The 26,981-nt window shown below is 58.2% G+C and carries 26 protein-coding genes; 11 read left to right on the top strand and 15 right to left on the bottom strand.

Going from position 1 to position 26,981, the window contains the following annotated elements; genetic code table 11:
- Positions 1-27: 27 nt before the first annotated feature.
- The 4 genes from Q4481_RS13630 to Q4481_RS13615 all read right to left on the bottom strand — a co-directional run bounded on the left by Q4481_RS13630 (position 28) and on the right by Q4481_RS13615 (position 3,373).
- Positions 28-246: a DUF4287 domain-containing protein gene (locus Q4481_RS13630; RefSeq protein WP_304376921.1), complete on the bottom strand. Its 219-nt coding sequence runs from the start codon at positions 244-246 to the stop codon at positions 28-30.
- Positions 243-1,799, bottom strand: a complete 1,557-nt coding sequence (locus Q4481_RS13625) for a formate dehydrogenase beta subunit (protein ID WP_304376920.1) — start codon at positions 1,797-1,799, stop codon at positions 243-245. The genes Q4481_RS13630 and Q4481_RS13625 overlap by 4 nt, the downstream gene beginning before the upstream one ends.
- Positions 1,796-2,275 carry a formate dehydrogenase subunit gamma gene (locus tag Q4481_RS13620; protein ID WP_304376919.1) on the bottom strand — a complete coding sequence of 160 codons (480 nt, stop codon included), beginning with the start codon at positions 2,273-2,275 and terminating at the stop codon, positions 1,796-1,798. The genes Q4481_RS13625 and Q4481_RS13620 overlap by 4 nt, the downstream gene beginning before the upstream one ends.
- A 204-nt stretch (positions 2,276-2,479) precedes the next feature.
- The gene (locus Q4481_RS13615) at positions 2,480-3,373 is read right to left on the bottom strand and encodes a LysR family transcriptional regulator (RefSeq protein ID WP_304376960.1); all 894 of its coding nucleotides are present in this window, start codon (positions 3,371-3,373) and stop codon (positions 2,480-2,482) included.
- A gap of 130 nt (positions 3,374-3,503) precedes the next feature.
- Here Q4481_RS13615 and leuD point away from each other — a divergent pair, with 130 nt between their 5' ends.
- Both leuD and Q4481_RS13605 read left to right on the top strand, forming a co-directional pair.
- The gene (leuD, locus tag Q4481_RS13610; protein ID WP_304376918.1) at positions 3,504-4,112 is read left to right on the top strand and encodes a 3-isopropylmalate dehydratase small subunit; all 609 of its coding nucleotides are present in this window, start codon (positions 3,504-3,506) and stop codon (positions 4,110-4,112) included.
- Positions 4,113-4,217: 105 nt separating this feature from the next.
- On the top strand, positions 4,218-4,454 hold the full coding sequence (locus tag Q4481_RS13605; RefSeq protein WP_304376917.1) for a DUF2798 domain-containing protein: 237 nt from the start codon (positions 4,218-4,220) through the stop codon (positions 4,452-4,454).
- Between the two features lie 8 nt (positions 4,455-4,462).
- Here Q4481_RS13605 and Q4481_RS13600 read toward each other — a convergent pair whose 3' ends face one another.
- Complete coding sequence (locus tag Q4481_RS13600) at positions 4,463-5,401, bottom strand: NmrA family NAD(P)-binding protein (protein ID WP_304376916.1); 939 nt, start codon at positions 5,399-5,401, stop codon at positions 4,463-4,465.
- 99 nt (positions 5,402-5,500) lie between these two features.
- Here Q4481_RS13600 and Q4481_RS13595 point away from each other — a divergent pair, with 99 nt between their 5' ends.
- On the top strand, positions 5,501-6,391 hold the full coding sequence (locus Q4481_RS13595; protein ID WP_304376915.1) for a LysR family transcriptional regulator: 891 nt from the start codon (positions 5,501-5,503) through the stop codon (positions 6,389-6,391).
- A 3-nt stretch (positions 6,392-6,394) separates the two neighbouring features.
- On the opposite strand, the gene Q4481_RS13590 is transcribed toward Q4481_RS13595, so the two are convergent.
- Both Q4481_RS13590 and Q4481_RS13585 read right to left on the bottom strand, forming a co-directional pair.
- Complete coding sequence (locus Q4481_RS13590) at positions 6,395-6,823, bottom strand: metallopeptidase family protein (protein ID WP_304376914.1); 429 nt, start codon at positions 6,821-6,823, stop codon at positions 6,395-6,397.
- Positions 6,824-6,906: 83 nt separating this feature from the next.
- On the bottom strand, positions 6,907-7,161 hold the full coding sequence (locus Q4481_RS13585) for a GlsB/YeaQ/YmgE family stress response membrane protein (RefSeq protein WP_304376913.1): 255 nt from the start codon (positions 7,159-7,161) through the stop codon (positions 6,907-6,909).
- A gap of 200 nt (positions 7,162-7,361) precedes the next feature.
- Here Q4481_RS13585 and Q4481_RS13580 point away from each other — a divergent pair, with 200 nt between their 5' ends.
- From Q4481_RS13580 to Q4481_RS13550, 7 genes are all read left to right on the top strand, one after another.
- Complete coding sequence (locus tag Q4481_RS13580; RefSeq protein ID WP_304376912.1) at positions 7,362-8,198, top strand: alpha/beta fold hydrolase; 837 nt, start codon at positions 7,362-7,364, stop codon at positions 8,196-8,198.
- Positions 8,199-8,339: 141 nt separating this feature from the next.
- On the top strand, positions 8,340-11,120 hold the full coding sequence (locus Q4481_RS13575) for an FtsK/SpoIIIE family DNA translocase (protein WP_304376911.1): 2,781 nt from the start codon (positions 8,340-8,342) through the stop codon (positions 11,118-11,120).
- Between the two features lie 76 nt (positions 11,121-11,196).
- A complete protein-coding gene (locus tag Q4481_RS13570; protein WP_304376910.1) occupies positions 11,197-11,850 on the top strand; it encodes a LolA family protein in 654 nt (217 codons plus the stop codon).
- A gap of 112 nt (positions 11,851-11,962) precedes the next feature.
- Entirely contained in the window at positions 11,963-12,766 is an 804-nt protein-coding gene (gene xth / locus Q4481_RS13565) for an exodeoxyribonuclease III (RefSeq protein WP_304376909.1), read from the top strand.
- A 13-nt stretch (positions 12,767-12,779) separates the two neighbouring features.
- Complete coding sequence (locus Q4481_RS13560) at positions 12,780-13,358, top strand: hypothetical protein (protein ID WP_304376908.1); 579 nt, start codon at positions 12,780-12,782, stop codon at positions 13,356-13,358.
- A 9-nt stretch (positions 13,359-13,367) separates the two neighbouring features.
- The gene (locus Q4481_RS13555; protein WP_304376907.1) at positions 13,368-14,603 is read left to right on the top strand and encodes a glycosyltransferase; all 1,236 of its coding nucleotides are present in this window, start codon (positions 13,368-13,370) and stop codon (positions 14,601-14,603) included.
- A 181-nt stretch (positions 14,604-14,784) separates the two neighbouring features.
- Positions 14,785-15,543 (top strand): hypothetical protein, encoded by a 759-nt coding sequence (locus Q4481_RS13550; protein ID WP_304376906.1) that lies wholly within the window; start codon positions 14,785-14,787, stop codon positions 15,541-15,543.
- A 72-nt stretch (positions 15,544-15,615) separates the two neighbouring features.
- Here the strand turns inward: Q4481_RS13550 and Q4481_RS13545 are convergent, their stop codons facing one another.
- Genes Q4481_RS13545 through Q4481_RS13520 form a run of 6 tightly spaced genes read right to left on the bottom strand, consistent with a single transcriptional unit; the run spans position 15,616 to position 23,906 of the window.
- Complete coding sequence (locus tag Q4481_RS13545; RefSeq protein WP_304376905.1) at positions 15,616-16,629, bottom strand: sulfotransferase family protein; 1,014 nt, start codon at positions 16,627-16,629, stop codon at positions 15,616-15,618.
- A 16-nt stretch (positions 16,630-16,645) separates the two neighbouring features.
- The gene (locus Q4481_RS13540; protein ID WP_304376904.1) at positions 16,646-17,929 is read right to left on the bottom strand and encodes a glycosyltransferase; all 1,284 of its coding nucleotides are present in this window, start codon (positions 17,927-17,929) and stop codon (positions 16,646-16,648) included.
- On the bottom strand, positions 17,926-18,690 hold the full coding sequence (locus Q4481_RS13535; protein ID WP_304376903.1) for a class I SAM-dependent methyltransferase: 765 nt from the start codon (positions 18,688-18,690) through the stop codon (positions 17,926-17,928). Before Q4481_RS13535 ends, Q4481_RS13540 begins: the two co-directional genes overlap by 4 nt.
- Positions 18,680-20,779: a glycosyltransferase family 2 protein gene (locus Q4481_RS13530; RefSeq protein WP_304376902.1), complete on the bottom strand. Its 2,100-nt coding sequence runs from the start codon at positions 20,777-20,779 to the stop codon at positions 18,680-18,682. Before Q4481_RS13530 ends, Q4481_RS13535 begins: the two co-directional genes overlap by 11 nt.
- Positions 20,780-20,787: 8 nt before the next feature.
- Entirely contained in the window at positions 20,788-22,164 is a 1,377-nt protein-coding gene (locus tag Q4481_RS13525) for an HlyD family type I secretion periplasmic adaptor subunit (protein WP_304376901.1), read from the bottom strand.
- Positions 22,164-23,906, bottom strand: a complete 1,743-nt coding sequence (locus tag Q4481_RS13520) for a type I secretion system permease/ATPase (protein WP_304376900.1) — start codon at positions 23,904-23,906, stop codon at positions 22,164-22,166. Before Q4481_RS13520 ends, Q4481_RS13525 begins: the two co-directional genes overlap by 1 nt.
- A gap of 769 nt (positions 23,907-24,675) precedes the next feature.
- On the opposite strand from Q4481_RS13520, the gene Q4481_RS13515 reads away from it, so the two are divergent.
- Entirely contained in the window at positions 24,676-25,161 is a 486-nt protein-coding gene (locus Q4481_RS13515) for a calcium-binding protein (RefSeq protein ID WP_304376899.1), read from the top strand.
- Between the two features lie 64 nt (positions 25,162-25,225).
- Here the strand turns inward: Q4481_RS13515 and Q4481_RS13510 are convergent, their stop codons facing one another.
- Both Q4481_RS13510 and Q4481_RS13505 read right to left on the bottom strand, forming a co-directional pair.
- Complete coding sequence (locus tag Q4481_RS13510; RefSeq protein WP_304376898.1) at positions 25,226-25,570, bottom strand: ArsR/SmtB family transcription factor; 345 nt, start codon at positions 25,568-25,570, stop codon at positions 25,226-25,228.
- Positions 25,571-25,731: 161 nt separating this feature from the next.
- Positions 25,732-26,871 (bottom strand): iron-containing alcohol dehydrogenase, encoded by a 1,140-nt coding sequence (locus Q4481_RS13505; protein WP_304376897.1) that lies wholly within the window; start codon positions 26,869-26,871, stop codon positions 25,732-25,734.
- Positions 26,872-26,981 lie beyond the last annotated feature (110 nt).

Below are 26,981 nucleotides of genomic sequence, written 5' to 3'. Positions count from 1 at the left end.
GAAAGCACAGGCGAAAGGATCATTTCCTTAAGCCTTTTTCTGTTCTGCTAGGACGTGGGCGACAATCGCGTTGGCATGACCGTGGCCCAGACCATGTGCATCCTTGAGATGGGCGACGATCTGCATGTGACTCAGCCCCTGCTGGGCCTTTGCAACATCAATCCAGTACGCAATCGACTGGCCGTACTTCTTCTCGATTGACGGGAAGTAGCTGGCAGGCCCCCTGACCGTGGCATCGCCGCTCATTCAGCCGCCTCGCGAACGACTGCCGGACGGAAATCGTCCGGGAAATGGGTAATCGCACTCATGACCGGATAGGGCGTGAAACCACCCAACGCACAGAGCGAGCCGAACTTCATCGTGTTGCAGAGGTCTTCGGCCAGCGCGAGGTTCTTCTCGACCTCGATACCGCGAATGACCTTTTCGATCACCTCGGCGCCGCGGGTCGAACCGATACGGCAGGGCGTACATTTGCCGCAGGATTCGACAGCACAGAATTCAAAGGCGAACTTCGCCTGCGCTGCCATATCCGCCGTATCATCAAGCACGGTAATCCCGGCATGGCCGATCAGGCCGCCCTTGGCTGCAAAAGCCTCGTAATCAAACGGCGTATCGAAGAGCGCGGTCGGGAAATAGGCGCCAAGCGGCCCACCCACCTGCACCGCCTTGACCGGACGACCTGAAGCTGTGCCGCCGCCGATTTTCTCGATGATCTCGCCCAGCGTCAGACCGAATGCGACCTCGTAGAGGCCGCCATGCTTGATATTGCCGGCAAGCTGCAAGGGAATGGTGCCGCGCGACCGGCCGAGGCCAAAATCCTTGTAGAAGGCCGCACCCCGGTCGAGGATGACCGGCACGGAAGCAAGCGATATGACGTTGTTGACCACCGTGGGCTTGCCAAACAGGCCCTGAAGGGCGGGAAGTGGCGGCTTGGCGCGCACAATCCCGCGCTTGCCTTCGAGCGAGTTGAGAAGCGACGTTTCCTCACCGCAGACATAGGCACCGGCGCCAACCCGCACCTCCATGTCGAAAGCGCGGCCGGAACCGAGAACCGATGCGCCGAGGATACCGGCACCGCGTGCAATGCGGATCGCTTCGCTCATGATCGCGATTGCATTCGGATATTCGGATCGCGTGTAGATGTAACCGCGTGTCGCGCCGGTCGCGAGACCGGCGATCGCCATGCCTTCGATCAGCACGAAGGGATCGCCTTCCATGATCATGCGGTCGGCAAAGGTCCCGGAATCTCCTTCATCGGCATTGCAGACGATGTATTTCTGGTCGGCGACGGCATCCGCCACCGTTTTCCACTTGATGCCGGTGGGGAAGCCCGCGCCGCCACGGCCACGAAGGCCCGAATCGGTGACTTCCTTGACGATATCGCCGGCATTCATGGCGATCGCCCGCTTGAGGCCGGTCCAGCCCGCATGCGCTTCGTAATCGGTGAGTGATAGCGGATCGATGACGCCGCAACGGGCAAAAGTCAGGCGCGTCTGGCCTTTGAGGAACGGAATCTCGACCGTCTTGCCGAGACAGAGCGGATGCGCCTTGCCTTCGAAAAGGCCACCAGCAATCAGGCCCGCCACATCGGATGCCTTCACCGGTCCATAGGCGATACGGCCTTCCGGCGTTGCGACTTCCACCAGCGGCTCGAGCCAATGCATGCCACGCGAGCCGTTGCGCACGATTTCGACATCGAGATTGCGTTCGTCGATCACGCTCTGGAGCGCTGCGGCAACCTTTTCGGCACCGAGTGCAAGCGCTGCGGAATCGCGCGGGATATAGATCTTGACGGTCATCGACGTGCCTCCCGGATGATTTCCGACAGCGTATTCTTGTCGAGACGACCATGAAGCTCCCCGTCCAGCTGCGCGGCGGGAGCGATGGAACAGAGCCCGAGACAATAGACGGGTTCGAGGGTGACTTTGCCGTCGGGCGTCGTCTCGTGCCAGTCGACCCCCAGCGAATCGCAGGCATGCTCGGCGATGTCGCGACCGCCCATCGCCTGGCAGGCTTCGGCGCGGCAGATGCGCAGCGTGTGGCGTCCGGCGGGATGATTGCGGAATTCGTGGTAGAAGGTGACGACGCCATGCACTTCGGCACGCGACAGGTTGAGTTCGCTCGCGACCAGCGGCAGCGCCGCCTCCGGCACATAGCCAAACTCTTCCTGCAGCGCATGCAGGATTGGCAGAAGCGGTCCTTCGAGACGCTTCATTTCGGCGACGATCGCGAGCGTCCGCTCGGCAACCGCGTCAGCTTTCACATGAACGTTCATGCATCTCCACCCATAAGAGGCCGGAAGTGCTGATCAGGAGGCTGGAAAGGGTTCGTTTCCGGTCTCCGCGCACTTCTTCGAATTGTCCGGAGTCCTCTCGTATGGCCGGAACCCTGTCGGTCACACGCAAGTCATGCAGGGAGGATGAAGAAACCGCAGCCAAAGATCAATATCGGCGATCCGTCGGTCGATAGAAATTTTCTATCAAACTCCATCCTTGTGCCAGAGATTGCGGGCTGCATTCAAAAGAGCCGAAACAAGCGGCGTGTTCGGTTCACGCTCGAGCGCGATGAGGCCGACGGAGTGATGGGCTTCGGGATCGATCAGCGGAATGATCGCCACCCTGTCGGCAAAACCGAACGAGCGCGCGGCATCAAGCGGCATGATCGAGGCCCAGCGCCCGGTCAGGATATGGGTAAACAGCACGATCATCGAATTGGATTCGAGTTTCGGACGCACCGATGCACCGGCATCGGCAAGATGGCGGTCGATGATCCGCCTATTCTGCATGTCCGGCGTCAGGAGGCAGAGCGGCAGTTCTGAAGTCTCCCCCCAGCCGATCGATTTTCGACTGGCGATCGGCTGATCACGTGACACGACCAGATAATAGCTCTCTTCGATCAAGGGAACCGTCACGACGCGGCCGAGCGGCTCGTTGCCAAGATAGGTGATGCCGAGATCGGTCTCGAGATTTTCGAGCTGGTTCATCACCTGCAGCGAAGTCGCCGACTGGATCGAGAAGGTCACATCCGGATGTTTTTGCTGGAACGGCGCGGTGATGCGCGGAATGATCGACAGCGCCGTCGGAATGGCCGAGATCCGGACATGGCCGGAGAGGCCCGTCTTCACCGCCCGCATTTCCTCCTTCATGGTGCGGGCATCGCCGACGATGCGGCGCGCCCATTCGAGCACGCGCTGGCCCTCGGGCGTCAGTCCCTGGAAACGCGAGCCACGATTGACGAGCATGACGCCGAGTTCGTTCTCAAGCTGGCGGATGGCAGCCGAAAGCGTCGGCTGGGTGATGCCGCATTCCTCGGCCGCCCGGCCGAAATGCTGCTCCCGGGCCAAAGCCAGGAAGAACTGGAGTTTGTCGATCATCGCCACCTCGCGCGCGTCCGGTCCATCCATGGCCAAAGCCGGGAGCGAATGCAAGATTCCCCTTCAAATTGCCGGGAAACTGCGCTAGAGCCTCTGCCGAACCAAATTCGGACTTCGGAAGGCCAGACCCATGGACAAATTCACCAAGCTGACCGGCATTGCCGCACCCTATCCGGTGGTCAATATCGACACCGACATGATCATCCCGAAGGATTACCTGAAGACGATCAAGCGCACCGGTCTCGGCTCGGGCCTCTTCGCCGAAGCCCGCTACAAGGAAGATGGCTCGGAAAATCCGGAATTCGTGCTCAACAAGCCGGCCTATCGCAGCGCCCAGATCCTGGTTGCCGGCGACAATTTCGGCTGTGGCTCCTCGCGTGAGCATGCTCCGTGGGCCCTGCTCGACTACGGTATCCGCTGCGTGATTTCGACCTCCTTCGCCGATATCTTCTACAATAACTGCTTCAAGAACGGCATTCTGCCGATCGTCGTCTCGCCGGAAGAGCTGGAAAAGCTGCTCGATGACGCCAGCCGCGGTTCGAACGCAACGCTGACGGTCGATCTCGAAGCCCAGGAAATTCACGGCCCCGATGGCGGCGTGATCAAGTTTGATGTCGATGCGTTCCGCAAGCATTGCCTGATCAACGGTCTCGATGATATCGGCCTGACGCTCGAAAAGGCCACGTCGATCGACACATACGAGAAGAAGGCATCGGCCTCCCGTCCCTGGGCTGCCTGATCCCTGACAGGAAACCAGAAGGCGCATGTGCTTGCCGCACATGCGCCTTTTTGCTGAAAATTTGACGCCAAACGATCCCCGCTTTGCTATCCTTTCGCGAGACCCATGCGACCCTTTCTTCCGAAACGCTATGAACATCTCGCCTTTGGCTTCATGCTGTCCTGCCTGATGTCTCTTATGGTTTCAGGCTTTGCAACGCTGATGGCACTCGGCATTACGGCTGAGTTTCCGCTGCACTGGTTGAAAGCCTGGCTTCCGAGCTGGGCCATGGCCTTCCCCGTCGTGCTGGTGGTCGCGCCGTTCGTTCGCCGCACCATCGCCCGCATCACCATCCAGCCCTAAACGGGCAGTCAGACGACTTTCTTGCCCTGCGCAATCAGCGCTTCACGAACGGCTTGGGCGGGTGGCGTGGTCTTGATCTCTCCCAGAAACGACTTGAGCTTGGCATTGCTGAGCGAATGCGCCGTGAACCAGAGATAGCGCATTTCGTGAAGTGCAGCGAGGATCGGCTGGAACAGGCCCATGAGCCTGATGGCAAACCACGGGACGCCCGCCGTCTTCAATTTGCGGCCTACCGCCTTTTCCACCAGGGCCTGGAACTGTTTTCCATCGAGCGTGTGCCCCTCGAAAGTGAACTCGTCATAGACAGGCAGATCGGCCATCCGCTCGGCCAGCGCCACGAAGGCTTCGGCAAGATCGGGTGTATAGGCAAAGGCGTGCGGCAGGTTGACCGGTCCGGGCCAGGTGAAGGTGCCCTTCTCGATCTTGGTGATCATCATCTGGTCGAACCATGAGCCAGTGCCCTCGGTCCCGTAGAAATCGCCAGCGCGCAGGATCACGGTCTTGACGCCATGATCCATCGCCTCGCGGCGAAACAACGCCTCCATCTCGATGCGGATCTTCGCCTTGCTGGTTTCCGGAAACTGACGGGTTTCCGGCGAGGCATCGAGCGGGATCTGCTTTCCATAATTATAGACATTGCCGATGAAGAGATGCGGCACGCCATGAGTGCGGGCGGCGGCCATGACGGCGCGTGCCATCGGCATCACAAACTCCTCCCACTTGTCATAGGGCGGGTTGAGGCCGTTGAAGATCAAATCGACGCCGCTTGTGGCCGCAATCAACTGCTCGGCGCTCGTCGCATCCGCCGCCCGAAACTCCACCTTACCGGCCAGCCCCTTTGCCTCGCCAGTACGGGTCACCGCCACCACGTCATGACCGTGGGCGAGGAAGGCCTTGGCGACGATGTTGGACACGCGGCCATTGGCCCCCAGAACTGCAACTTTCATGTCTTTCTCCATCGGAATATTTTGTTGATGAAGATAGACTAACAGACATATTTCTATATTAAATGGACATATTTCTATCTTTGATATAAAATATTTTATATGTCAGATCTCGATTGGAACCAGATAAACACTTTCCTTGCTGTGGCAGATACCGGCAGTCTCGTGGCGGCGGCGCGCAGCCTTAGGATGACGCAGCCCGCGCTGGGTCGCCAGATCTCCATGCTGGAAGAAAAGCTCGGCTCCAGCCTGTTCATCCGCGGTCGTAGTGGCATGAAGCTCACCGAAACCGGGCTGGCGCTCGTCGACGAGGCCCGCGCCGTCAAGAACGAGGTCGACCGCTTTCTCCTCAAGGCCGCCGGCCATGATGAGCGTATCTCTGGCACGGTGCGAATTACTGCGAGCCGGGTCGTCTCCATCTACATCCTGCCTGCCATGCTGGCGCGGCTCAAGCAGGCGGAACCCGCGATCGAAATCGAACTGGTGCCGGACAACGCCGTCGCCAACCTGATCGCCCGCGACGCAGATATCGCCATACGCATGGTGAGGCCGCTGCAGAATGACCTGATCGCCACCAAGATCACCGAGATACCGTTGGGGGCCTATGCCCATCAAAGCTACATCGCCCGGCGCGGCAGACCCGAGACCATTGACGATCTGAAACATCACGACGTGATTGGCTACGACCGCGAGGACCGAATGCTGGTGGCGATGCGAGAACTCGGCATTCCCGCCGAACGCTCCTTCTTCTCCATCAGGACCGACGATGAGGTGGCCGCCTGGGAAATGGTCAAGGCCGGCGCCGGTATCGGATTTGCGCAGCAACATCTGGCAGCCGACGCCCCGGGAATCGTCAGGGTAGTGCCTGACCTGCCGATCCCCACCCTTCCGGTCTGGCTTACTGCCCACCAGGACCTGCGGACGAGCCGCCGCATCCGACGGGTGATGGACTTCCTGACCGAAGAACTGAAGGCGCTGGCCGCAAGGATCTGAGGATCAGGCCTCGCCGGCCTGCGCCTCGATCGCTTCGATATCGTCGTCAGACAGACCGAAATGGTGGCCAATCTCATGGATCAGCACATGGGTGATGATATCGCCCAGCGTTTCTTCGTTTTCGGCCCAATAATCGAGAATCGGTCGCCGATAGAGCGAAATCCGGTTCGGCAATTCACCATTCTCCACCGAAAACCGCTCGGTTACGCCGCGACCCTCGAAAAGTCCCAGAAGGTCGAATGGCGTTTCGAGCGCCATGTCTTCGAACACGTCGTCGGATGGAAAATCGGAAATCTCGATGATGAGATCATTGCAGAGCGCACGAAAATCCTCGGGCAGCTGCCCATAGGCTTCGCGCGCCAGCTGTTCGATCGCTTCGAGCGAAGGGGAATAGCGGTCGCGCCATTCGTCGGTTTGGTCAATACTGGCCATGCAAACTCCTGTCGCGCCCTATATAGAGCGTGTTTCAGGTCTTTGCGAGAGCCGAATTTCGAGTTTTCCGCCGACTTTGGCCCTCAGGACTGTTTGATGATCCTGAGCAGGACCAGCAGGATCACCGCGCCGATCGTGGAATGCAGGATAGCCCAGAAAAAGCCGCCGCCAACCCCGAAGCCGAGCCGCGGAAACAGCCAACCAGCGATGAAGGCGCCAATGATGCCGACAACGATGTTGCCCAGCAAACCAAATCCGTAACCCTTGACGAGTTGCCCGGCGAGCCAGCCGGCAATCGCACCGACGATCAGAAAAACGAGCAGGCTTTCGATACCCATTTGGGTCTCCCTTTGAAACGCGTGGGCCGCCAGTATCGGCAAGCCCGTACGGCCCTGTTAATCTAGGCATTCAAGTTTCATTTGTGAACGCAGAACTTGGCCTTAGGTTCCATCATCGTTCATTTTGCAACCTTCCAACGGGACACCACCTCTGATATTGACCTTTGCCAACTTGAAGAAGCAAGACGACCGAGACAGCAATGACCGATCCATTGGAAATGCGCCCCGTTACCGCTGAAGGCGAGACATTCGAGATATTCGATGTCGGCGCAGGACGACCGGTGCTCCTCTTGCATGGGGCTGCCGGAGACTGGCGCACCCTTGCCCCGCACTGCCGCATCCTGTCGGCCGACCGCCGCGCCATGACCTATACCCAGAGGCATTTCGGCACCCGCGCCTGGAAAGCGGAGAGCCATCCTTTCGGCATCGAAACACATGCCCGCGATCTCATCGGGATCGCCGAAGCGCAGGCGCTCGGTCCCATTCACATTGTTGCCTGGTCCTATGCGGGTCATGCGGCCCTGCGCGCCGCCCAGTTGCGTCCCGATCTTTTCAAAGCGATGTTGATTTACGAGAGCGGCTTTCAGACCTTCATGACCGACCCGAAGGAGATCGATGCTTTCAAGACATCGATCGAGAGCATGTTCGGGCCCGTGTTCGAGGCCTACAGAACCGGCGACCATGTGGGTGCTCTCAAGGCGCTCGTCGATGGATCGGCAAATCGCCACGGCTTTTTCGATACCCAACCCGAAGAAAGCCGGAAGATCCAGCTCGACAATGCCCATACGATGGCACTCTTGTTGTCGCAGACGCCGCCGCCACGCATCACAGCGGAAGATCTGGGCAAGCTTGAAGTTCCCGTGACCATCGTCACCGGTGAACAATCGCTTCTGGCCTACCAGCTGGTCGCAGCCGCGGCGATGCGGGCAATCGGCGGCGATCATCACAGGAAATTGCCGGGCAAGAACCACTTCTGGCCTGATGAAGATCCCGAAGGCTTTGCGCGCTTCATCGCTGAATGGATGGACAGCAACTGAACGACGGACCCATCCTTACCGGGATTTTAACAATCAGCATCACATGGTTAATCGTCGTTTAACCCCTCGCCGATAATCTTCCGCCAACATGTCCGCAATCCACGCGGACCATCGGCAGCATGAATGGCGGGTTGAACGAACATGGCAAGAAGCATTTCGACGGATTATCAGGCGCATTCCGTCCGCTTCACGGTGACCAGCTTCCTGTGGCGGCAGGCCAAGGTGATTCTCGGGATCGGCCTGATCGGTCTTCTCGGGCTGGCAATCGCGGCGCTTTCGACCTGGAGCGTCCTCGATCCGTCCTATTCCAACGCAACATCGCGTGAACCCGATAACATCCTGGGCACCGGCGGCGCCTATTTCGCCGATCTCATGATGCAGTTCTTTGGCCTTGGCGCCGTTCTCGCCCTGCTGCCGGTATTCTCCTGGGCCCTGATGATGATCCTCAATGTGCCCGTCTATCGGCCGCTGCAACGTGCCGGCGGCTGGTTTGCCGGCTCCGTACTGGCTTCCGCTGCCCTGTCCTGCTTTGCCCCGCCGGCAACCTGGCCGATTCCGAATGGGCTTGGCGGCGTCTTCGGCGACCTCATCCTCAAGTTTCCGGCCCTTTTTCTCGGCAGCTATCCGGAAGGCATCGCCGCGATCGTTATCGGCTCTGTTCTGAGTGTCCCCGCACTCGGCCTGCTTGCCTTTGCCGCCAACCTGATTGCAACCTCCGAACCGCCGCGTCGCGAAGTGCCGCGCGAAGGACCGGTGATGCCGATCCGCACTGTCCGGACACAGGCTGCTGTGCCTGAGCCGGAGGAGGAAGAGGAACGCGATTCTCCCTTCGCGTTCGTGGCCGGCTATGCGACCCATGCATGGTATTCAGCGCAGGCGCGGCTGCGCCGCCTTACGGGTATAAAGGCCCGCCAGCCCGCCAGTCGTCATTTCGAGGCGCCTTACGACCTGCATGACGACGAATTCGGTCTTCGCAGCGAGGAGCCGACCGAAGATTACGACGACGATATCGACATCGATGATGGCGAAGCGCCCGTCGTGATGGCAGATCCGCGCCCGGTACAGGCGGCGCAGCCGGCGACACGCCGTATCGTGACCGCTCCCCCGATCGCGACGCACGATTTCGATGACGATCCGCCATTCGATATCGATGAACCGCTTCCGTCCGGTATCTTGCCGGAAGACGATGATGACGGCTGGATGGTCAAACCGGAAATCCGCAGCCCGCGCCGTCCCGCACCGAGCTTGCGTGCGCCGGTCGAAGCTCCGGTTCCGCCGCCCGTGGCCGGCGCCATGCCGCAGCCCGCCCGCCCGGGTGCCATGGTTGCGCGGCCGAAACCTGCCGCCGTTGAGCCGCCGCGCCAGGAACGCATTGCCGCACCGCGACGCGACGGCGGCTTCGACCTGCCTCCGATCGAACTCCTGAGCGAACCAAAGAAAGCCGCCAAGGATATGAGCCTCAGCAATGAGGCGCTCGAACACAATGCCCGCATTCTCGAGGGCGTGTTGGACGATTTTGGCGTCAAGGGCTCCATTCTGCATGTCCATCCGGGCCCGGTCGTCACGCTCTATGAGCTTGAGCCGGCCCCCGGCATCAAATCCTCGCGCGTCATCGGCCTTGCCGATGATATCGCCCGTTCGATGAGCGCGATCGCCGCCCGCGTCGCCGTCGTGCCGGGCCGCAATGCGATCGGTATCGAACTGCCGAACAAGAACCGCGAAATGGTGTTCCTGCGCGAAATGTTCGCATCGCGCGATTTCGACGGTTCGAAAGCCAAGCTGGCCGTGGCGCTCGGCAAGACGATCGGCGGCGATCCCGTGATCGCCGATCTCGCCAAGATGCCGCATCTGCTCGTCGCCGGCACCACCGGTTCGGGTAAATCGGTCGCCATCAACACCATGATCCTGTCCCTGCTCTATCGCATGACGCCGGAACAGTGCCGCCTCATCATGATCGACCCGAAAATGCTCGAACTCTCGGTCTATGACGGCATTCCGCATCTTCTGTCGCCGGTCGTCACCGACCCGAAAAAGGCAGTGGTCGCGCTCAAATGGACCGTCCGCGAGATGGAAGAGCGCTACAAGAAGATGTCGAAAATCGGCGTCCGAAACATCGATGGCTTCAATACCCGCGTCAACCAGGCGCTCGAAAAGGGCGAGGTGATCACCCGCACGGTCCAGACCGGCTTTGACCGGCAGACCGGCGAAGCGATCTACGAGACCGAAGAATTCGACCTGCAGCCGTTGCCCTATATCGTCGTCATCATCGACGAAATGGCCGACTTGATGATGGTGGCGGGCAAGGATATCGAAGGCGCTGTCCAGCGCCTCGCGCAGATGGCGCGTGCGGCAGGAATTCACGTGATCATGGCCACCCAGCGCCCGTCGGTCGACGTCATTACCGGTACGATCAAGGCGAACTTCCCGACGCGCATATCCTTCCAGGTGACATCGAAGATCGATAGCCGCACCATTCTCGGCGAACAGGGCGCCGAACAGCTGCTCGGCATGGGTGACATGCTCTATATGGCCGGCGGTGGCCGCATCCAGCGCGTCCACGGCCCCTTTGTCTCCGACAACGAGGTCGAAGAAGTGGTCGCCTTCCTCAAGACTCAGGGCTCGCCGCAATATCTCGATGCCATCACCGCCGACGAGGATGAGGACGGTGAAGGCGGTGGCGGCGGTCCGGCCGGCACTTCCAACCTCGCCGAATCGGACGATCCTTACGATCAGGCCGTGGCTGTGGTTCTGCGCGACGGCAAGGCATCGACCTCCTACATCCAGCGCCGGCTCGGCATCGGCTACAACCGTGCGGCATCGATCATCGAGCGCATGGAGCAGGAAGGCATTGTCGGCCCGGCAAACCATGCCGGCAAGCGCGAGATTCTCGTGCCGACGGAAGAAGATGTGCTCGCCCGTTGAGTGGCCCAGGCTTGGAATTGCCTTGAAGCCGCCCCACTTGAAGGCCATGAGACGGCAAAGACAAAAGGAGACCGGAATGAGCAATTTGGCTGAGAACAAGACCGCGATGACCCGCCGCCACCTTCTGGCCTGCGCCGGTTCGCTCGTCCTGTCGGCGGCTCTTCCGGTTCCCGCCGTGCTGGCGCAATCCAACCAGGTTGCCCAGAAGATCGCCGACCATTTTTCCTCGGTGAAGACGATGGCCGGCGAATTCGTGCAGTTCGGCCCGCGTGGCGAACAGACCGGCGGCAAGTTCTTCCTCGAACGGCCCGGCAAGATCCGCTTCAACTACGATCCGCCGTCGCCGCTGCGCGTGATCGCCGATGGCAAATCGGTGGTTCTCGGCAACCAGAAACTCAAGACCTGGGATCTTTACCCGCTGTCCAAGACTCCGCTTGCCCTGCTGCTCGATGACAAGATCGACCTCAAGGGCAAGATGGTGCGCGAGGTGAAGGAAGAGCCGGATCTCATCACCATCACCCTTGGTGACAAGACGATTTTCGGTGACCAGACCATCACCATGCTGTTCGATCCGGCAACCTACGAGTTGCGGCAATGGACGATCACCGACAATCAGGGCAAGGAAACAGCCGTGATGATCACCAATGTCCGCACCGGTCTTGCCTTCGACAAGCGCGTCTTTGAAATTCCCTATGAGCAGGTTCGCAACCAGCATTCCAACCCGCGCTGAGGCAGGATGACCGGCGACAATTCGCCGGTGGATTCTTGCCCATGCACCGGTTTTCGGGTTCTTCCCCCGCCACGAACTTGCTAAGGTCCCGCCGCAAGAGCGGAGAGACCTGATGACGTTGAGCCTGGCCACCTGGAATATCAATTCGGTACGGTTGCGCATGCCGATCGTGGAAAAGTTCCTCGACGAAAAGCAACCGGATGTCCTGTGCCTGCAGGAAACCAAGTGCCAGGACGATCTCTTTCCCGCCGAGCCCTTCGCGCAGAGGGGTTATGTGCATCAGGCCATCCATGGCCAGAAAAGCTATAACGGCGTGGCCATTCTCTCCCGCCTGCCGCTGGCCGAGATCGATAGCCGCGATCTTTGCGGCGTCGGCCATGCGCGGCATATCTCCGCGGTTTTCGAAGCCGGCGGCAAGGTGATTCGCCTGCACAATTTCTATGTTCCGGCCGGAGGCGACGAGCCCGACCGCGAGGCAAACCCGAAATTCGGCCACAAGCTCGATTTCGTCGAGGAAATGAAGCTCCTGCATTCGGAGGCCGAGGCCGGCCGTTCCTCGATCCTGGTCGGCGATCTCAACATTGCGCCCCTTGAGCATGATGTCTGGTCACACAAGCAACTCCTCAAGATCGTCAGCCATACACCAATAGAAACCGAAGGGCTGACGGAGGCGATGCGCAAGGGCAACTGGCTCGATCTGATGCGGCAGCACACGCCAGAACCCACCAAACTCTATACCTGGTGGAGCTACCGCTCGGCTGACTGGTCAGCCGCCGACAAGGGCCGCCGTCTCGACCATGTCTGGTCCTCCCACGATCTTGGACCCCATCTTGAGGCAATCGAGATTCTCCGCGAAGCCCGCGGCTGGGACAAGCCCTCCGACCATGTGCCGGTGATGGCGCGTTTCGCATTCTGAACAGGAGAGCATCATGCTGACCGGACGCGTCGATGAGCTCAAGAACAACAAGATCTATGGCTGGGCCTTCAATGCCGACAATCCGGATGAGCATCTCATCATCCGGGTGATGCGCGGCACCCAGGTGCTGGCAAGCGGCGTCGCCAACATCCTGCGCAAGGATCTGCCCGAGGCTGGCGTCGGCAAGGGTGACCATGCGTTCGAATTCGCCATGCCACCGAACATCACCTCTTTCAGCGGCCTGATGGTGATTGCCCAGTCGGTGCGCGCCGGAGAGATTGCGCTGCCGATCGCCAGCAATGACGAGCGCATGCTGGACGAGCTTTTTTCGATCTTCTCCAACCGCTATGACGAGGCGCTGATTGCCTTCAAGAAAGAGGTTGATGGCTTGAAAGCGCAGGTGGCCGATATCGATGCCGCCGGTCCGGCCACGCAGGCCAGCATTCCCGATGATCTCGAGGAGCGCCTGGCAAAACTGGAAGCGCGAATGGAAGCCACCGAAATCTTCGTCATGCGCATCGATGAAACGATCCGCCGCCTGGAGGAGACGCAGAAGGCGGGAAAGCGCAAGCGGCTGTTCGGCCTGTTCTGAGGCGCGCCGATGAACATCCTTTTCGTCCATCCCTATTTTCCCGGCCAGTTCGCCTCCATCGCCCGCCATTATGTCCGCAGCGGCCAACACCGGGTCGTGGCGCTTCATCGCGATCTCAGGGATGGTCGGGAAAGTGCTCCGATCCCCGGCGTCGAACTCGTGCGCTATGGAACCGAAGTGGTGGCCGACCGTCCGTCACAGCATGTGCTCTATGGCACCGAGCAGGTAATCCGCGAGGCCGGCAGCGCAGCAATTGCCGCCGATGGCCTGCGCCGCTCCGGCTTCGAGCCTGATCTTGTCTATAGTCACAGCGGCTGGGGCCACGGCGCCTTCCTGCAGGATGTGTTTCCCAAGGCCCGCTTCGTCAAATATTGCGAATGGTTCTACAACAATGATCCTGCCAGCACGGAGTTCCTCGCCCCGGCGAAGGGTTTCGAGCAGCGGATCATGACCAGCCTTCTCAACTGGCCCGTGCTCGCCGATCTCGCCCGCGCCGACCGGATGATTGCCCCGACCGAATGGCAGCGAAAGCAGTTTCCGGCCGCCATCCAGTCCGATATCCGGGTCTGTCCCGACGGGATCGACACCGATCTCTTCTGCCCCGATAAAACTGCCCGTTTCGAACTGCCGGGCGGCCGGATCGTGACTTCGTCCGACCGTATGGTCACCTATGTCACGCGCGGCGCCGATCCGTTTCGCGGCTTTGGCCGGTTCATCGCGGCGCTTGGCCAGCTGCAGGCGGAAGATCCTTCACTGGAAGCGATCATCGTCGGCAGCCGCACCGCCTTTTACGGGCCGACCCATGGGTCCGAACGGCATTTCGAGACGGTGATGGCTGAGGCCAGGATCGACCCTGACCGCACCCATTTCACCGGCACCCTGGCCTACGAGGCCTATCGGAGGGTGCTGCAGATTTCTGCCGCGCATGTCTATCTCACGGTACCCTTCGTGCTCTCCTGGTCGGCGCTTGAGTCGCTCTCGACCGGCGTCGCCTTCGTCGGTTCCGACACCGCACCGGTGCGCGAATTCGTGACCCACGGCGACAATGGCCTGCTGGTGGATTTTTTCGACAGCGACGCATTGGCCGGTGCGATCCGCACTGCCCGTGCGGGTGGTCCTGCCATCGACGCGATGCGCGCGAAAGCGCGCCAGACGATCATCGAACGCTGGTCGCTCGACCACGCTCTGGCCATTCATCTCGCGCTGATCGATGACTTGATGAAGCCTCCTTATAGAGGGAGCTAATTTGGAAAATCTATCGAGTCTCGCCTTCAATCTATTTAGAGCAACGCATTGTAATTCACAAAAGGCGGGGCACTCAATATGCTAGGTATTAGGTTTTCTTTTTAGGTTCTCTTTTTAAAAAATTTCGTGGCGTTAAATATAAATAGTTGCTATTTCCACATAACATCACGAGGGTTTTTCTATGCCAGAAGATTTTGATCCAGAAAAATTCACAAAAGATGATCAAAAGGAGTTTTCGTCCGAAACTGCAATATTTATTGCACTCTCCGTTTCTTTTATTTGTTTTTTTGTTGTTCCTTTTGTTTCTAGCAAAGAATTATTCCCCTGGATTGAATTTTTAAATAAATATCAAACTTTAATTGGCGGGGTATTAGCCATTTTTGCAGCGATCCTTACAATTGGGCAAATGAGAAAAAGTGATGAAGTTAATCAAAAGCGACATGATCAACTAATCGAGTTAAGCCTGAGAGGCGAACATTTGCAGGTTGCGAGAGCGATAAACCCAAGCCTCCCGAGATTTTCTTCATCTCTGAGAGAGCTAAAGAACATATACCTAAAAATGGAAAATAACTTCGAAGGAATTGAAGGGATTATATATAGTTATTGCGAAGAAATTAGCGACCCACTGTTTGAGATGATTTATATATTTGAAAGCGAGTCATTTAAAATGGGGAAAATTCATCTATACGGAGAAACGTTGTTTTTGATTGATTTAGTAGAGAGAGGATCAAGACAAATTTTAGATTTAATGGGATTTAACAAAGAAAATTCCTACAACATAGATGATATGGACAAAAGAAACGCTTACATTATTTACCCTGTACTTCAGATATTGATAAATAATTTATCGAATTTGGTTGATGATTTAAATGATATAGAAAAAGAATTCAACTTAAAAAGATTTCGAAGGAAGCAATATGTTTTCAAACCGATAGAATAATATACATGAATACATTTATTTAATACCTGATATTATTTATCAAATCATAAACAGGCTCGTCTAGAACTGGAACTATTTTAGAACTTGCCAAACATCATAGCCGAAACGCTTGAAATCCTCGCCATAGATGGAACGGACGAGCGCTGCTTCCTCCGGACCGTAGTGGCTGGCGATCTGTTCGGCCGCGCAGGTCGAATGGGCCGGCGGGCTCGGCGTCCGGTCGATACCAAGCCGGTCGCAGACATACTCGAGATCGGCATCGAAACGCTCCATCCGACCGATGAAATCGTAGGGGACATGGTCAGGCTGGAGCAGCCAGGCCTGCGGCGCCCAATGCACATCATGGTCGGGAACGGGCGTTACGGCAATCGCTTCGAGGAAGGTCCTGAAATCGGGCACACCCGCTTTCGGGTCCAGTCCGAGAATCGGCAACAGACGCATGCGTTCGGGAATGGAGTTGACGATCTTGTCGAGATAGCAGGACAGAACCCGGACGAACGGATTGCGCACGAAGGTGAACCGGAACCAGCCCTCGCCACTGCCCGGTTGACCATTCATGACCGCATCAAAGAGGTCCGGATCATCCAGCGGCGCCAGCAGCGGCGACAGGACAGGATTGTGTTCGTCGCCGTAACGACGATAAGTGAGCCGTCCGCCCAGTTCGGCCTGCTGCAGCATATGCTTGATGGCGGTGCAGCCCACTTTCGGCGTCGCGACATAGAGCAGGCGGTGCCGGCGTGACAGGTGGCAGAGGTAATTGGCAAGCCGGAATGGCAGGTTCATCCGTTCGCCGACGGCCGCCCGAATGGCGATACCCTCCGCGGAACTCGCGTCGAGATAGGCAAAGTCGTGCGTCTGAACCGATTGCTGCAGGTCCCGCCGCGCGCCCAGCATCAGAAAGGCGTCAGCCAGATCGGGCTCACTGGAGAGTTCGCTCCGCAAAGTCAGAAAAACATCTTCGGCGGAGGGGCGTTCCTGCCCATTGAACAGGGCCAAAAGATTTGGGTATCGTTCGGCGAATGCCTCATCCCCCAGCGCACCGCGAACGCGGCGCATGATTTCTGTGATCTGAAGCAGCTCTATCATCGGCGCTCGCGAAACGTCACGGTCCGAAATAGAAGCGGCCATAGGCTTCGAAAAGATCGGCCACATCCGGTATCGGGCGAGAGGGGCGGAGTTCGAGCAGGCTCCGATCCGAAATCACCTTTGCCATAGCGTCCGCCAGCGAAGCGGGATCGGAACTGTCGGCCAAAATGCCAGTGCCGTAGCGGGCAAGGATTTCCGGGGCACCGCCATGCGGATAGGCGAGAACCTGGCGCCGATTGTAGAGCGCCTCATAGACGACGAGCGGGGCATTTTCCCACCAGATCGACGGAAAGACCAGGCAATCGGTGCGAGCGATCAGGCCCGCCATCTCGTGGGCCTGATACTGGCCGAGAAAACGGATCCGGTCACCAAGCGTCTGGCGCGATGCCTGCATGCGCTCGTAAAGCGGCGCATCCTCATAAAGCTGGGCGCCATGCACATGAATGCGAAAATTGTTGATCCCGCGCGCCTTGAGCAGATCTGCGGCATCGAGCAGATCCGGCAGCCCCTTCACTGCCGAGATATTGCCGAAATAGCCGAACACGACCGTATCCTCGTCGCGGAACGCGGCCTGATGACCGGCCTCCACCGGCTGGCCGATATAGCCGTTCTCCACCACCTCGATGCAGCCCAGTCCCGGCATGGCCTGCTCGAACTTCTGCTTGAGAAATTCCGATGGCGATACCAACCGGTCGACGCGTGAAAGCGCGTTCCGGATTGTCAGGGCCCGTTGGGCAAAATCATTCGGGCTGCGCTCGGGAAAGCATTTGAGACACTGATCGAGCGTCGGACCGGGACAACGCGTACGGCTCTCATGTTTGAAGAGCTGGCCGTGGTTGGCGCAGATCAGGTAGAAATCATGCAGCGTCATGACAATCCGCGCAGTCGGCAACATCTTGCGCAACGCAAACAGCCCTTCGAGGCCGAGGCCGAGCACATGATGGACATGGACGACATCGGGTTTCAGCCAGGCGAGATAATTCCGGAATTCCCTGAGAATGCCGTAATAATCGTCCTGTGCCAGTTCGAAGCGACGAAAGCCGCTGGCAAACAGGGCAGCCTCGCGCTGGTCGTCCGAAAGCGCCAGCATCTGGGTTCCCGCATTCGCCTTCGTCTGGCTGTCGTCGAGCGTGCCCAAAAACCAGCTGTCATGCCCAAGCGCCAGCGCCTGCCTGTGCAATGCCAGGGCTGTCAGTTCGGTCCCGCCGGGATGATAGCGGGGATGGTTGTGGGCAAGCTGCAGAATGCGCTTGCCGTCGCGCGCCGCCCCTCCCGTCTCCGCTATCGGCCCGCCAATCATATCAGCACCAGATCCTGGAACCATGGGCCGGGCCCGCCCCGCCAGCGGCCGGGACGGATATCGGCCTTGCGGCCGGTACAATCCTCGACCAGCGCCGCAAAATAGCTTTCCTTGAAACAGACGGCGGCAAGCGGCGGAAACCCGTCGACATGCCAACGGTGCGGATAGTTGGGATCGCTGATATTGAAGGCAAGATGCGGCCAGGCATTTTCAGCCGGAGCGTCGCCGTCGAAAAGATAGGCGGTGGCGAAGATGCGTCCCGTGGGCTTCACCACGCGCTTCAATTCCCGCAGATAGGCGGCGATTTCCGGTTCATAGAGATGGGTGAAGACCGAAGTAAGGACGGCAAGATCGGCGAACGCATCGTCCGCCGGAAAGCGGAAACGGGTGGCGAGCACACTGCCTTCCGGCCGGTAGAGTTCGTTATAGAGATCGACCCAATGGAAGGAAAAATTCGGCTTGTCGGCATAGGCTTTGACGCACCAGTCGATGCCCGGCCGCACGGGATCGAAGCCGATATAGCGTCCCTGCTCGGGATCGAGATAGCGGCTGAGACCCGCGGCCATGCGACCGATGCCACAGCCGACATCGAGCACGTTATGCGACGGTTCGAGACCGGCAATTTCGACGAAGTAACGCAGGAATTCCTGTGAAATCTGGAGATAGTCCCCGCCGCCCACAAAGGCTTCTTCGGGCGGTGGCGAAGGCGCCAGACCTGCGCGCAGATCGCTTTCGGCCTGTTTGAGACGGTCAAGCGACATCGATGACTTCTCCGAATTGGCGCATGAGTTCGACGATCCTCTCCGACCAACGGGCACTGTGGAGCGCCCGGTTGAAGACGGTGGATCCATTGTCACTCTGGGCCTGGTTGCTCGCCATGGACTGGCGCTCGAAATGAAACAGGGTAACCGAAGGCAGGTAGATGCAAACACCCCCGCGTTCGCGCAATTTGAGGCAAAGATCGCTGTCCTCGTAGTCTCCCACCACATAATCGGCGGTGAAGCCGCCAACATCGCGATAGGCGGCACGATCGAGGATCATCAGGGCGCCGGTCACTGCCGGCACCTCGCGCTCTGTCAATGCCTCTGGAAAATCGCGACCATAGCCTTTCCAGTAATGCATGTTCTGCCAGTAGCCCTGCGCGAGCTTGAAGAAGAACATGCCGGCATGCTGAAGCGAATGATCGGCATAGAGCAACCGGGCGCCGATGACGGAAGCATATGGAAGTTGGTCCAGACGCGAAAGCGCTGGTTCGAGCCAGCCCGGCGCCTCCGGCACCACATCGGAATTCATCAGCACCAGCCGATCGCCCGAAGCCGCCTCGACGCCGAAGTTATTGGCGAGCGCATAGCCGCCATTGCGGGCGAGCGTCACCATCAGGATGTCGAGCGCATGGAGATAATCCAGCCCGCCAAGAATATAGTCGACCTCGGACTGGATAAGCGGATCATCGACCACATAGACGATCTCGCAATCGGCTGCGACCATCGGATCGATGGCAAAGGCCATCAGCTGGGCGCGCATGAAAGCCGTCGTGCCATAAAGAGGAATGATGATCGAAACCTTGCGATTGCCCTCGCGACCGAACCGCTTTGTCGCGGCGATCGATTGCAGGCTGTTGATCCTGCTCTGAAGATCAGAGAGCGCCGGTCGATAGCAACGATCGCGCAAGGCATCGTCGAATGTGCTTTGCGAGAGCGCATTGAGGATCGCTTGCCGTTGCCCCAATCGGTCCTCGCGGGACTGGGGCAGACGGAACCGGTGTCGTTCGCCATTGACGAGCATGAGGTCCACGGCGGCGGTCAAGGGCGTGAGACCATCCGTCTTGCGCGGCAGAAAGGCCGTGAAATGCGTCGCCGTGGCCAAGGAATTGCGAAACTCCACCCGGCCCGGATGCGTGATCCAGCAGGCAGAAAGATCGGTCTCCACCAGCGTATGATGGATCACCCGAACCGTCTCGATCCGGTGGTCGGGATCGCGAAACCAGCCTTTGATGAAGGTGCCATTTTCGAGCGACACCGCTGTTTCGATCCAGAAATGGATATCGCTTCCTCGAAGACGCAGGCCACTTTCACCCGTCTCTCCGCGCGAAAGAACATCCAGCGCCGAACGCGCTTCGTTTGAATGGCGGTAGAAGAGCGAGAAAAGATCGGGCTCGTCGCGAAAAGTCGCGGCATGAAAGGCGGCGGGATCGGCGTGATGATCCACGGTGATCGCCATGGCTGCTAGCCCTGCGCCGGTGAGAGCCAGGCCCACGCCGGTTCGCGGCTGCCCCTGAAGCATGAGCGCCACGAGTTTGACACCGGCAAGACCGGGATCGATCGGGCGTACCGTTTCGGCGACGGACGCTACATCAAGACCCGCCTCGGTTCCCAGAACCAGGAGATCTCCGTCCTCGATCGGCATCCGCTCGGAGACGACCAGAACCGCGGTGGCCTGACCTGCCACCGAGACAAGTCGACCGGAGCCACGTGGCAGGTTTCCGCCTATAAGCAGGTCGCGCAACAGAGGCTCAAGCGTTGTCAGGCGCTGGCGCCCGAGCATCGGCAGGAAGGTTCCGAACAATGATTTGAGAAACGAAGCCTGTTCTTCAGGCGAAAAATTGCGAGCGGCAAAGAACTGCGCCAGCGCGGTAAAACCCCGATCTGCCCCCACAAGAGCCGCCGGATCACCGACATCATTCATAAGCCAGAGATGAAGCTTGCTGCCGGACCAATCGAAGGCGAGTGCCCGGCGCGATGCCTGATCGATCTCTGCGATCACACCTTTATCAGCAGGAGCGCCATCAAGACCCAGCAGGCAATCTTGCGCCAGTCGGCAAAGAAACAGAGGGCGAGCACCGCGTTTCATCGGTCGCGTCATTGCTCACGGAACGCGCGGTTGAAGCTGCGCCGCAACGGTTCGGCGAGATAGTCGAGCGCTGTCCGGTTGCCGCTGACCAGATAGACCTCGGCCGACATGCCCGGATAGAGGAAGAGATTGGGCTGCTTGGCCATCTCCTTCTCATCGATTGTCGCCCGGAAGGTAAAATAGGATTCCCCGGTCCGCTCGGAAACGACGCTGTCGGGTGCGATAAAGGTGATGTTGCCGTAAAGCGGCGCATATTCATCGGCGCCAAAGGCGGAGAGATGGATTTCGGCGCGCTCACCGACATGAATCGTATCGATATCCATGGCCCGAGCCTGCCCCTCGACGATCATCGGCTGGTCATCGGGAACGATGTCCATGATCGGCGATCCGGAAATAACCGCCGAACCGGGCGTCCGCACGCGGATATTGGCAACAAGACCGGTCTGCGGCGAGCGGATGACGGCTTTGGCAACGATATCTTCAGCAGACACAATCTGCTGGCGCAGACGTGCAATTTCAAGCTGCGCTGCCTGCGTCTGTTCGGAGATCTCGCGGAAATGCTCATTGCTGCGGTTGGTCAGCGCCAGTTCGAACTGCGCCTTCTTCTGCGCATTCTCAGCGATCGCTGCATTGGTCTCGGCAATCCGCGCCAGAACTTCCATCAGCTGCAGTTTGCGATCGTTAAGAGCGGCCTTGGTCGCCAACTGCTTGGCCTGCAACTGCGCAATGACATCGTGATCACGCTGGATGACGGCAGATTGCTCGGTATAGGAGCGCTGGCGTGCTTCCAGTGCCATCCGCTGGCTGTCGAGCTGGGAAATACCGGCGCGATCAGCCGCTATCTGATCCCTGTAGAGCCGCATTCGCTCATTGAAAAGGCGACGTTCGGTCGCCACCACATTGTCGGCATTCACCGGAGCAACGCCTTCCGGCACCGTCACATCGGGATCATATTGCTGCCGTTCGTCCTTTTCGGCGATCAGGCGTGACAGCCTCACGCTCGTGGCAAAGAACTGTTCGCGCAACTGGACGAGGCTGGATTGATTGCGCGTGGCATCGAGAAGGACGATCGGCTGGCCTTCGGTGACCTTTTCGCCCTCCTTCACCAGCAATGTCTTCAGCGAACCGCCATCAAGATGGGTCACCGTCTTGGTGTTGCTCTCGACGATAATCCGGCCATGCGCCAGCGACGCTGAGGAAACTTTCGTGGTCGATGCCCAGGCATAGAAGCCGCCAATACCGAAAATAAGCGTGAAAGCACCGAGCAGCATGGGGCCGCGCAGGCTGGCCACAGGCGCCTTTTGCTCCATAGATTGTTGGGTGCAGGCCTGATTGCTGGAGAGCCGGATATATTCGGCTGCCGAGAGCGTGACAGTGTCCTTCATCAAGTCTCACCCCTGCCGCGTGGCGCCCGTCGCCGCTTGTCGTCGGAGATCTTGGCGCGCGCATCCGGAGAGATCATCGAGATCACCTCCGTCTTCGGGCCGAACTGCTTCAGGACACCATTTTCGATCACCATAAGCTTGTCGGCGACGGCCATGACGGAAGGGCGATGGGCAATCATGATCACGATAGCACCCCGGGCCCGTGCCATCTCGATAGCGGCAATCAGGGCTTGTTCGCCAGCGGTATCGAGGTTGGAGTTCGGCTCATCCAGAATAAGCAGCTTCGGTTCGCCATAAAGAGCGCGCGCCAGCGCCAGCCGTTGCAATTGGCCGCCAGAGAGGAAGTGTTGCCCATCCCGCACCGGCGTATCATATCCGTGCGGCAGACGGCCGATCAGATCATGGATGCCGGCCTGCTGCGCAGCCCGGATCACATCGCGCGGATCGCCTTCCTGCATCCGCGAAATCGACTGGCGAATGGTTCCATCGAGCAGCGAAATCGCCTGCGGCAGATAACCCACCGCCTTGCCGAAGGATTCCCGCTCCCAAAGATAGGTCGAATGACCATCGAGATAGACGCCCCCAACCGTGGGCTTGATGATACCGGTAAGGCAGCGGGCCAAAGTGGATTTCCCCGCACCGGACGGTCCTGCTATGCCGAGGACTTCCCCCGGCGACAGCGTGAAGGAAATGCCGCGCAGAACCGGAATTTCACGCCCGTCCGGTACATAGGCAAGATTTTCCACCACGAGATCGCCGTCCGAAACCGGCGCCGGCATCGTCTGGCGACGCATGTCCCGGCTTTCGAGCAGGTCCCTGATCCGGCCCCATGCAGCGGCGGCATCCACCCATTCGCGCCAGCTCTCGATCATATTCGAATAGGGCGCAACAGCCTGCGAGGTCAGCACCATGCCGGCGAAAAGGACGCCCGAAGATATCTCCCCTGCCAGCACCAGAAAGGCACCCGTTGCCACGGTCGCCATCTGCAGCCCCTTCTGGACGCTTTTGGACAGGGCAAGGATCATTCGTGCACGCATGTCGGCTGCGTCCGAATAGGACAGCATGATGGCCTCGGACCGCCGCCACTGGGAGGCTAGCGCTGGCAACATGCCCATGGCCTCGATCACCTCGGCATAACGAAGGGAGCCTGCAACCTCCTGCGCATGCTTGAACTGCGCCTCGTTGGCCGCATTGATCGCAGGCCGGGTCAGAACGTCTGTGATGAAATTCAACACTAGCATGAACACGATGAAGCCGACGGCAACGATGGCATAGACCGGATGGATGAGGAGCAGCGCTGCAATGAAGACAATCGACCAGAGCGCATCGAGCGGCGTCGATATCGAGTGCCCCCCAATGAACCGGCGCAACTCGGTGATGTCCCGCATTACACCGCCGCCTGCGGTCGCCCCACCCTCGATCGACTTGAGAACGCCGGCCTGCAAGGCCGGCATATTGACCCGTTGCGCCAGGCCCTGCGCCATCACCGAATAAGCCCAGTTGCGCGTAAAATCGAGTAGGCCGAAAATGATGATGCCAACCACGCCGATCACGATCAGTCCATAAAGCGTATCGTAGCTCTTGGTCGGTATCACGCGCTGGTAAACCTGCAGCATGAAGATCGGGCTGATGAGAATGCTGAAATTCAGGAAGAAGCTCACGATCGCCGCAAAGCCGAAGCCACGCAGGAAGGACCTGCGGACATTCTGGAGCAGAATATGGGTCGGGGACAATGCGTTCATATGATTCTTGCCTTACGCGCTAGCCGTTTATAGCGTAACTGGCCTGTAGTTTTAAACCCGTTACCGGCGACGAATTCGCCACCCGAATCAATTTCTGTCTGAATCTGAAGCAGACAACCAGAACGGTAGCGGCGAATGGTAACGGGACAGCGCTGCATGTCACTGACGGCAATCGCAGCCGAATGACTTAACGGATTTACCAGCACGAATTCAGGACAAATTCCCAGGTGTTACTTTTTTGGTTCGTACGAATTTCAAATATTCATCCGAATAAACCTCCCATTCTGGATACTTAATTCCGCAGGATCTCTTCAAATGGAGCCGTTACAATAATTACGTTGTCGTTTTTCATTTTTTTACACAAAAGGAGATTTTTAAATTGTTATTACTCAGAGTTTTCTCGTACGACTAAGTTTATATCGAGCGAAAAAGAATTTTTTTCACGTCGAACTGAAGCGGAATCTCAATTTCGGACAGCGAATACAAATGATTTATTTCGATACATTCGAAAGGAGTATAAATATTGATTCTCTGAGAGGAAATAAAAAACAAATATGACTAAATTTGCCTTCGTATATTTGATGTTTTTAATAATTATATAATTTTTTAACCAAGGATAGAATCGATCTCTAGCCCATATGAGTCGTGTCAAGAGTTAATTAATCTTCATAGCAAAGCTACAAGAATTCACGGGTTGCGTGAATCAGTCGCGCATGAGAAAAGAGATTCGGCGTAATTTGTAAGTTCTACACTCTCAAGGGGTCCCCACATGGCAACGAATATTGGTACCAACGCAGTCGATACGATCAACGGCAAGTCCTTCGCGGATCTGCTGTTCGGTCGCGGCGGCAACGACATTCTCAACGGCAATAACGGCAACGACTATCTCGATGGCGGCAAGGGCAATGACAAGCTCTTTGGCGACGCTGGCAACGATGAAATTGAAGGCGGCGCTGGCAACGATACGATCGATGGCGGCCTGGGCAACGATATCCTCTCGGGCGATGGCGGCGCCGATACGTTTGTTTACAAGACCGGCTACGGCAAGGACACGATCGAAGATTTCGAAATCGGCACAGACAAGATCAAGCTGACTGCGGGTCCCAAGTTTGACAATCTCAAGGAAGTTGCGGCCAATGCCAAGCAGTCCGGCAAGGACGTCGTCATCAAGCTTGACGCCAACAACACGCTGACCATCAAGGGCATGACCCTCAAGGATTTCAAGGCCAACATCAAGGACATCATTTCGTTCTGATCGGTTTATATCGTACGAAAAAGGCGCCCTCGGGCGCCTTTTTTGTTTGGGAAGATCGGTTCGATCACATATGGCCGGCACAGAACATCGTATGCAGCGCCCGGACCACAGTGACGATCTCGGCACGCGCGATGGAATAGTAGATCTGCCGCCCTTCCCGCCGGGTCTTGACGATCTCCTCGGCACGCAACCGCGCCAACTGTTGGGATACGATCGCCTGTGGCTGCCTGACTTTCGCTTCCAACTCGCTCACGGTCTTCTCACCTTCTGAAAGAAGGCACAGAATCATCAGCCTTGTTTCGTGCGCCAGCGCCTTGAGAAAATCCGTCGCCTCCTGCACATGGCTGGAGAACTCACTGATGTCTTCTCGAGACAGACCATCGAGATCGATCGTTTCCTGCATCATCATCCTCGAAAACTACCCTGTCGCCTATATGTAGCAAAAACCATATATAGTGGCAAAGAGATGGCGATCCAATTGCGATCGTCAATTTCGACGATGGAATTTTCAGATCGCGTGCGCCGGAACTGATAAAGCAATGCCGGCGTTTCGAAAAGATGGGCGTTCAATCATTTCGCCAGACGCATAATGCGGTCGGCAAAAACAGCGATGTCAGCCTCGCTGACATCCCGAATCGTGGATCGCCGCATGGGCTGGTTTTCCGGCGCCAGCATTTCGCGCGCAAGATCATCCCAAGAATAGGCCGCAAAGGCCGCGGGAAGGCGCCGCTCGATCGCGCAGGCGTCCATTAACCCGCTGACAAAGGCCGGCAAATCGAATGCATCAGCAAGATCACAGGCCCAGGCGGCCTCTTCCAGATCTTCCGTCGGCTGTTCCACCAGCCAGCCGATCGTTGCCTCAAATCCCAGCGCCGTTGCATGGCCATGATGGATCGGCGCAAGACCTGCCAGCGCGTGGCTGACATTGTGGGCGATCGCGGTTCCACAATTGTCGATCGCAATGCCTGCATAGCAGGAACCAAGGAGGACATGGCCGCGCGCTTCGAGATTGCCGCGTTCCTTTACGGCCGTTTCGAGATTTTCCGCGATGAGGCGCATGGCTTCATGGCCGAAAAGCTTCGCGGCGGTATTTGTGTTGCGGTTCGTGCTCGCCTCGAACGCATGGATGAAGGCATCCATACCACACCAGGCCGTCAGATTGGCTGGCAGAGAGACGGTCAGGCCCGGATCGAGGATCACGAGATCGGCCTTGCTTTCGGCACCCCAGATCCAGAGCTTCTTGCCGGCTTCCCCGGTAAAGATGTTCGTTGCCGATGTCTCCGAACCCGTTCCCGCCGTCGTCGGCACCATGATCTTCTTCAAGGGATTGCGGGGCAATGGATTGGCGGCCAGGGCATAATGCATCGGATCTTCGCCGGAAGCGGCCGTGCAGGCGACGATCTTGGCAATATCGAGCGCCGAACCACCACCGATCCCGATGACCAGATCGGCACCCTTGGCAATCTCGGTTGCTGCCCGCAGGTGCACAAGCTTCGGCTCTCCGGAAAAATCGGAAAACAGACTACTCGCAATCTCGGCTTCGCCGAGCAGCGCCATCACTTTTTCTCCTAGACCAGACGAGGCAAGAAAGCTGTCCATCACGATAGCCGCACGACCGACACTCCCGAGGGATCGTGCGTGCGGGCCCAACTGCTCGATTTCATCTACGCCAAAGCGGATATCGGGAATCGTGGACAGGGAAAACTTCATCGGGCGCTCCAACCGGTTCTGACGGCACCGTTCGGGCCGTTCCGGTGGGAAACTAGCGCGATACGGGCGCCATTTCAGCGATCAATTGCGACATAAAACCAGCAAGATCG

The organism is Fluviirhizobium alvei (assembly GCF_030551875.1).
Classification (GTDB): Bacteria; Pseudomonadota; Alphaproteobacteria; order Rhizobiales; family Rhizobiaceae; genus Rhizobium_E; species Rhizobium_E alvei.
The sequence above is the reverse complement of the archived record's forward strand: the minus strand, read 5'-3'. Positions and strand labels throughout refer to the sequence as shown.

Coding starts and splice junctions, on each gene's coding strand:
- Q4481_RS13590 (WP_304376914.1), bottom strand. CDS start 6,823: ATGGCCAGTATTGACCAAACCGACGAATGGCGCGACCGCTATTCCCCT.
- leuD (WP_304376918.1), top strand. CDS start 3,504: ATGGACAAATTCACCAAGCTGACCGGCATTGCCGCACCCTATCCGGTG.
- Q4481_RS13630 (WP_304376921.1), bottom strand. CDS start 246: ATGAGCGGCGATGCCACGGTCAGGGGGCCTGCCAGCTACTTCCCGTCA.
- Q4481_RS13510 (WP_304376898.1), bottom strand. CDS start 25,570: ATGATGATGCAGGAAACGATCGATCTCGATGGTCTGTCTCGAGAAGAC.
- Q4481_RS13625 (WP_304376920.1), bottom strand. CDS start 1,799: ATGACCGTCAAGATCTATATCCCGCGCGATTCCGCAGCGCTTGCACTC.
- Q4481_RS13545 (WP_304376905.1), bottom strand. CDS start 16,629: ATGATAGAGCTGCTTCAGATCACAGAAATCATGCGCCGCGTTCGCGGT.
- Q4481_RS13560 (WP_304376908.1), top strand. CDS start 12,780: ATGCTGACCGGACGCGTCGATGAGCTCAAGAACAACAAGATCTATGGC.
- Q4481_RS13600 (WP_304376916.1), bottom strand. CDS start 5,401: ATGAAAGTTGCAGTTCTGGGGGCCAATGGCCGCGTGTCCAACATCGTC.
- Q4481_RS13525 (WP_304376901.1), bottom strand. CDS start 22,164: ATGAAGGACACTGTCACGCTCTCGGCAGCCGAATATATCCGGCTCTCC.
- Q4481_RS13620 (WP_304376919.1), bottom strand. CDS start 2,275: ATGAACGTTCATGTGAAAGCTGACGCGGTTGCCGAGCGGACGCTCGCG.
- Q4481_RS13595 (WP_304376915.1), top strand. CDS start 5,501: ATGTCAGATCTCGATTGGAACCAGATAAACACTTTCCTTGCTGTGGCA.
- Q4481_RS13540 (WP_304376904.1), bottom strand. CDS start 17,929: ATGATTGGCGGGCCGATAGCGGAGACGGGAGGGGCGGCGCGCGACGGC.
- xth (WP_304376909.1), top strand. CDS start 11,963: ATGACGTTGAGCCTGGCCACCTGGAATATCAATTCGGTACGGTTGCGC.
- Q4481_RS13555 (WP_304376907.1), top strand. CDS start 13,368: ATGAACATCCTTTTCGTCCATCCCTATTTTCCCGGCCAGTTCGCCTCC.
- Q4481_RS13570 (WP_304376910.1), top strand. CDS start 11,197: ATGAGCAATTTGGCTGAGAACAAGACCGCGATGACCCGCCGCCACCTT.
- Q4481_RS13515 (WP_304376899.1), top strand. CDS start 24,676: ATGGCAACGAATATTGGTACCAACGCAGTCGATACGATCAACGGCAAG.
- Q4481_RS13535 (WP_304376903.1), bottom strand. CDS start 18,690: ATGTCGCTTGACCGTCTCAAACAGGCCGAAAGCGATCTGCGCGCAGGT.
- Q4481_RS13505 (WP_304376897.1), bottom strand. CDS start 26,871: ATGAAGTTTTCCCTGTCCACGATTCCCGATATCCGCTTTGGCGTAGAT.
- Q4481_RS13615 (WP_304376960.1), bottom strand. CDS start 3,373: ATGATCGACAAACTCCAGTTCTTCCTGGCTTTGGCCCGGGAGCAGCAT.
- Q4481_RS13520 (WP_304376900.1), bottom strand. CDS start 23,906: ATGAACGCATTGTCCCCGACCCATATTCTGCTCCAGAATGTCCGCAGG.
- Q4481_RS13585 (WP_304376913.1), bottom strand. CDS start 7,161: ATGGGTATCGAAAGCCTGCTCGTTTTTCTGATCGTCGGTGCGATTGCC.
- Q4481_RS13605 (WP_304376917.1), top strand. CDS start 4,218: ATGCGACCCTTTCTTCCGAAACGCTATGAACATCTCGCCTTTGGCTTC.
- Q4481_RS13575 (WP_304376911.1), top strand. CDS start 8,340: ATGGCAAGAAGCATTTCGACGGATTATCAGGCGCATTCCGTCCGCTTC.
- Q4481_RS13550 (WP_304376906.1), top strand. CDS start 14,785: ATGCCAGAAGATTTTGATCCAGAAAAATTCACAAAAGATGATCAAAAG.
- Q4481_RS13580 (WP_304376912.1), top strand. CDS start 7,362: ATGACCGATCCATTGGAAATGCGCCCCGTTACCGCTGAAGGCGAGACA.
- Q4481_RS13530 (WP_304376902.1), bottom strand. CDS start 20,779: ATGAAACGCGGTGCTCGCCCTCTGTTTCTTTGCCGACTGGCGCAAGAT.